A 5,513-nucleotide genomic window follows, 5' to 3' on the forward strand; every position below is an offset into this window, starting at 1 on the left:
TGTGGCCTGTCCGTGCCCTGTCCGGAGGGAAAAATCAATCGCCTGCCGCGGAAAGAGAGGGGGCGGCGGGCCGAAGATAGCGAAATGGCGGGCCGCTGCAATGATGTTGGCCGGTTTTCAGGAATTTCCAACAGTGAAGAGCGAGGGCGTGGGGTGGGGCTTTGCAGCGTATAATCTCCTCTCCGGGCGGAGAGGTCGCTATTGCAAGGGCCCTGCAAAGCGGAGGGCTGCGACTGTTCTCGGTCCTGCCCCGCCCTCCCCCGATTATTTTCCCGTCATCAATATTCCTGTTACAAAATGCGTATAGTAGGCGCAGTTCAGGAGATTTCGGGAGCATAGTGTGAACCGTGTGGAAGGCATTCTGAGCGGCATTGCCTCGCGCATGGCCGCGGCGTGGTTCGTGTTGCTCGCAACGACGGCGGTGGCGCTGCTTGCGCTCTATGACGGTGCGCTCCCGGCCCTTGCCGTCATCGCCGCCTGGCTCATCGTCTGCGCTGCCGCCATTGCCGCCATCCGGCCCAGGCTGGCCGCGGAGGAGGAGAGCGTTCCCGACAGTCTGGAAACCGCGCTTGCCTTCGATTTCGGTGACCTTCCCGGCCTGCTCGATGAAATCGACCTTGCGATCTATCTTCTGGCCCCTGACGGCACGGTTCTGTTCCAGAACCGCTCGGCGAGCGACACGTTCGGAAAATTCCCGCTCGGCTCCCACATCTCGGCGCGCATGCGCGCCCCCGGCGTGCTCGACATCATCCGCGACACGCTGGCGAACGGCAGGGTCAACCAGATCGAATATTCTGAGCGCCTGCCCTCCGAGCGCGTCTATCTGGTGCGCAGCGCGCCGGTTTCCGATGCCGAAAGGCCGGTGTTCATGCTGGTGCTGCGCGATGTCTCCGAGGCGCGCCGGATCGATCGCATGCGCTCCGACTTCGTCGCCAATGCCAGCCACGAACTCAGAACCCCGCTCGCCTCGCTGCGCGGCTATATCGAAACGCTGCAGGGCCCGGCCAAGCACGACGTAAAGGCGCAGGAGCGGTTCCTGCCGATCATGCTCGACCAGGCGACCCGGATGAGCCGTCTGGTCGACGACCTGATGAGCCTGTCGCGGCTGGAGGCCAAGGCCCATCTGCCGCCGGACCAGACGGTCACGCTCAATGCCCTGCTCGGCCATGTCCGCGACAGCCTGCTGCCTCTGGCCGAGGATCTGGACGTGTCGATCCACCTGTTCATGCCCGAGGAGCCGGTGACGGTGAACGGCGACAAGGACGAGCTGGTGGAAGTGTTCGAAAACCTGATCGAAAACGCCTGCAAATACGGCTCCGAAGGCGGCAAGGTCGAGGTCTATCTCAAGCCGCTTTCGCCCTCCGGGGCCGAGGTTTCCGTGGTCGACCACGGCCCCGGCATTCCCTCCGAACATGTGCCGCGACTGACCGAGCGCTTCTATCGAGTCTCGGTCGCCGACAGCCGTTCGAAGAAGGGCACCGGCCTTGGGCTGGCCATCGTCAAGCACATCCTCACCCGCCACCGCGCCCGGCTCTCGGTGAAATCCGAAGTCGGCCAGGGCACGACCTTCACCGTCCGGTTCTGACGGCGTTGGCAAAGTAAAACCCTTAATTTTTTCATAGGGATAGACTGTCATAAAACTGAAATAAAAATGACATAAAACCGGGTCAACCCGAGAGGGCACCGCAAAGCCGCAAGAGGCGAGCCAGCCATGAAGCCATTCATCCTGCCGATCGTGACGCTTGCCGCCGCGCTTGCCTTTGCCGCGCCGGCGCTGGCGCGCAGCCAGATCCAGATCGCCGGCTCCTCCACCGTGCTGCCCTATGCCAAGATCGTGGCGGAGACCTTTGGCGAGATCTATCCCGACTACAAGACGCCGATCGTGGAATCGGGCGGCTCGTCGGCCGGGCTCAAGGAATTCTGCAAGGGCGTCGGCCCGCGCACCATCGATATCGCCAATGCCTCGCGGCCGATGCGTGAGGGCGAGCGCGAAAACTGCGCCAAGAACGGCGTCACCGGCATTTCCGAAATCGTGTTCGGCTATGACGGCATCGTGTTCGCCACCGACGCCGCGATGGAGCCGATGGCGCTGACGCCGCTCGATCTCTATAAGGCGCTCGCCGCCGAACTGGTGATCGACGGCAAGCTCGTGGAAAACCCTTATACCCGCTGGGCGCAAGTCAATCCGGCGCTGCCCGATGTCGAGATCACCGCCTATATTCCCGGCGAAAAGCACGGCACCCGCGAAGTCTTCGAGGAAAAGGTGCTGGCGGTCGGCTGCGAAGAGTCGGGCGCTGTCGATTTTCTCACGGAGGAATTCGGCGAGAAGCAGGGCGAGAGCAAATGCATCGCCGTGCGCAAGGATGGCCGCGCGCCGGGCATTGACGGCGACTATACCGAAACGCTGGCGCGGGTTGCCGCCAACCGTTCCGCGCTCGGCGTCTTCGGCCTGTCCTTCTACGACAACAATACCGACAAGCTGAATGTGGCGACGATCGATGGCGTCACGCCGACGCTCGCGACCGTCGGCTCCGGCGAATACCCGGTCTCGCGACCGCTCTATTTCTACGTCAAGAATGCCCATGTCGGCGCGATCGCGGGCCTCAAGGAATATGTCGATTTCTTCCTCTCCGACGACATGGCCGGGCCCTATGGCCCGCTTGCCGAATATGGCCTCGTGCCGGCTTCGGAAGCGGAACGCGCGGCAACCAAGGCCGCTTTCGATGCGGGCGTGACGCTGCAGCAGACACAGTAGCGACCGCTATGAATGACAATCGCCGCCGCCGGCGGCAACAAGGGGCCTGATGCCCCGGATGGTCCGAATATGCATGTGTTTTTGATCATACTGGCGCTTATCGTGCTTCTCAGCGCAGGCGGCTTCTTTGCCGCCCGCGCCAAGGCCTATGCGCTGGCCGATGCCGGGCGGATCAACTCCCGGCCGAGCCATCACGCAAGCTTCGTCACGATCGCCACCGTCGTTCCCGCCATGCTCCTGATGGCGGTATGGATGGTGGCGAGCCCGCTCCTGATCGGCGCGGAGATCCGGGAGGGTTTTCCAGAAAGCGTGAAGGAGCAGCCGGCCTCGGCCCAGAGCCTGACCTTCAACACCGTCACCTCCGTCGCCTACGGCCTGCGGCAACTGCCCGATGCTGCGCGCGAACGCGTCGCGGAAGATTCCAGCCAGCTTCGCGCGGTGCTGGCCAAAAGCGGCATTCCGCTGGCCGCCAATCCGCAACCCTTCGTGCTCAAATCGGCGGAGCGGATGAACGCGCTTTCGGCGAAAAGCAGCTACGCCATGGCGGCCGCCGTACTGGCCGTCTCGCTTATCTCGCTGGCGCTCTCCTTCCGCGCGGTCAAGCCGCAGTTCCAGGCCCGCAACCGCGTCGAGCAGGTGGTGCTGGGGGCCCTGCTTCTCGCCTCCACCATCGCGATCCTGACGACCGTTGGCATCGTGCTGTCGATGCTGTCGGAATCGCTGCGCTTCTTCGCCCAGGTCTCGCCGATCGATTTCTTCTTCGGCACGGTGTGGGACCCGCGCTTCGCCGCCGCCGGCGAGACCGGCTCGCCCGGACAGTTCGGCCTGATCCCGCTTCTGGCCGGCACGATCTATATCTCGCTCGTGGCAATGGCAGTTGCCGTACCGATCGGTCTTTATGCCGCGATCTACATGTCGGAATATGCAAGCGGCCGGCTGCGCGCGATCGCCAAGCCGCTTCTGGAAGTGCTGGCCGGTATTCCGACCATCGTCTACGGCTTTTTCGCGCTGATCACGGTCGGCCCGCTGCTGCGCGACATTTCCACCGAGCTGAACGGGCTGTTCACCGGCGATTACCGCAATTTCATCGAGGCGCAGTCGGTGCTGACGGCGGGCGTGGTGATGGGCATCATGCTGATCCCGTTCGTCTCGTCGCTCTCCGATGACATCATCAACGCCGTGCCCGACAGCCTGCGCAAGGGCTCGCTCGGGCTTGGCGCGACACAGTCGGAAACCATCAAGCGCGTGGTGCTGCCTGCGGCGCTGCCCGGCATTGTCGGCGCGCTGCTTTTGACGGCCTCGCGCGCGATCGGCGAGACCATGATCGTGGTGCTTGCCGCCGGCGTTGCCGCCAATCTGCAGATCAACCCGTTCGAGCCGATGACGACGGTGACGGTGAAGATCGTCAACCAGCTCACCGGCGACCTCGAATTCAACACGCCCCAGACGCTGGTGGCCTTCGCGCTCGGCCTGACCCTGTTCGTGATCACGCTCTGCCTCAATGTCTACGCGCTCTATGTCGTGCGCAAATACCGGGAGCAGTACGCATGAGCGAGACCTTCACCAATCCGAACGAGGCGGGGGATTTCCGCCGCAAGGTCACCGAGACCCGCCGCAAGGGGCTGAAACGCCGCCACCGCGCCGAAAGGCGGTTCCGCGTGTTCGGTTTTCTCGCGATCTTCGCCGGCCTGTTTTTCCTGGCGGCGCTGCTGTTCTCCGTCGCCGGCAAGGGCTTTTCCGCCTTCCAGCAGACCACGATCACGCTGCCGATCACGTTTTCGGAGCAGGTGGTCGACCCCGAGGGCCTGCGCGACGAAAACCCGCGCCTGCTGCTGACGGCGAATTATCCGGCTCTGGTACAGGACGCGCTGGCGAAAACGCTCGATCTCGATCCCGCCAATGCCGCCGAGATGCGCGAAGCCATGCGGCTCGTCTCGCGCTCGGCCCGCGTCGACCTGCGCGACGTGGTGATGGACGACCCGTCGGTGATTGGAAAGACCGTCGACGTGAAGCTCTTGGCCGCCGCCGATGTCGATTCCGCCAACAAGGGCCAGATCGATCTCTCGCTGCCGGAAACCAGCCGCCGCGTCTCAGATCAACAGGCCGCATGGATGGCGGAGCTGAAGGCGGAAGGCCGGCTGCACAAGAGCTTCAACACCGGCTTCTTCACCCATGGCGCCTCCTCGCGGCCGGAATCGGCGGGTATCGGCGTTGCCTTCGTCGGCACGCTCTACATGATGGGCATCGTGCTGGTATTGTCCCTGCCGCTCGGCGTCGCCTCGGCGATCTATCTCGAGGAATTCGCGCCGAAGAACCGGTTCACCGATGTCATCGAGGTCAATATCAACAACCTCGCCGCCGTGCCGTCGATCGTCTTCGGCCTGCTCGGCGTGGCGCTGTTCATCGGCTTTCTCGGCCTGCCGCGCTCGGCCGCACTCGTCGGCGGGCTGGTGCTGACGCTGATGACGCTGCCGACGATCATCATCGCCACCCGCTCGGCGCTGAAGGCGGTGCCGCCCTCGATCCGTTCGGCGGCGCTCGGCGTCGGCGCCTCGAAAATGCAGGCGGTGTTCCACCACGTGTTGCCGCTCGCCATGCCGGGCATCCTCACCGGCACGATCATCGGCCTTGCCCGCGCGCTCGGCGAAACCGCGCCGCTGCTGCTGATCGGCATGGTCGCCTTCGTAGCGGATTATCCGGCAAGCCCGCTCGATCCCTCCACCGCGCTGCCGGTGCAGATCTACATGTGGGCGGGCGA

At 64.1% G+C, this 5,513-nt stretch carries 4 protein-coding genes; all 4 read left to right on the plus strand.

Annotation, left to right across the window (positions count from 1 at the left end; genetic code table 11):
• The first annotated feature begins 382 nt into the window (after positions 1-382).
• Positions 383-1,585, plus strand: coding sequence for a phosphate regulon sensor histidine kinase PhoR (gene phoR, locus B4E36_RS19550; RefSeq protein WP_414673790.1), 1,203 nt, complete (start codon positions 383-385; stop codon positions 1,583-1,585).
• Between the two features lie 126 nt (positions 1,586-1,711).
• Entirely contained in the window at positions 1,712-2,755 is a 1,044-nt protein-coding gene (locus B4E36_RS19555; RefSeq protein WP_414673789.1) for a PstS family phosphate ABC transporter substrate-binding protein, read from the plus strand.
• Between the two features lie 69 nt (positions 2,756-2,824).
• Positions 2,825-4,306 carry a phosphate ABC transporter permease subunit PstC gene (pstC, locus tag B4E36_RS19560; RefSeq protein ID WP_292058185.1) on the plus strand — a complete coding sequence of 494 codons (1,482 nt, stop codon included), beginning with the start codon at positions 2,825-2,827 and terminating at the stop codon, positions 4,304-4,306.
• Positions 4,303-5,513 (plus strand): phosphate ABC transporter permease PstA (pstA, locus tag B4E36_RS19565; protein ID WP_345900721.1); only part of this gene is annotated, 1,211 nt, incomplete at its 3' end. The genes pstC and pstA, both read left to right, overlap by 4 nt.

This window comes from Martelella sp. UBA3392, from assembly GCF_002358775.1.
Lineage (GTDB): Bacteria > Pseudomonadota > Alphaproteobacteria > Rhizobiales > Rhizobiaceae > Martelella > Martelella mediterranea.

Bases quoted from the DNA above. Each gene is read 5' to 3' on its own strand.
- phoR (WP_414673790.1), top strand. From the start codon at position 383: ATGGCCGCGGCGTGGTTCGTGTTGCTCGCAACGACGGCGGTGGCGCTG.
- B4E36_RS19555 (WP_414673789.1), top strand. From the start codon at position 1,712: ATGAAGCCATTCATCCTGCCGATCGTGACGCTTGCCGCCGCGCTTGCC.
- pstC (WP_292058185.1), top strand. From the start codon at position 2,825: ATGCATGTGTTTTTGATCATACTGGCGCTTATCGTGCTTCTCAGCGCA.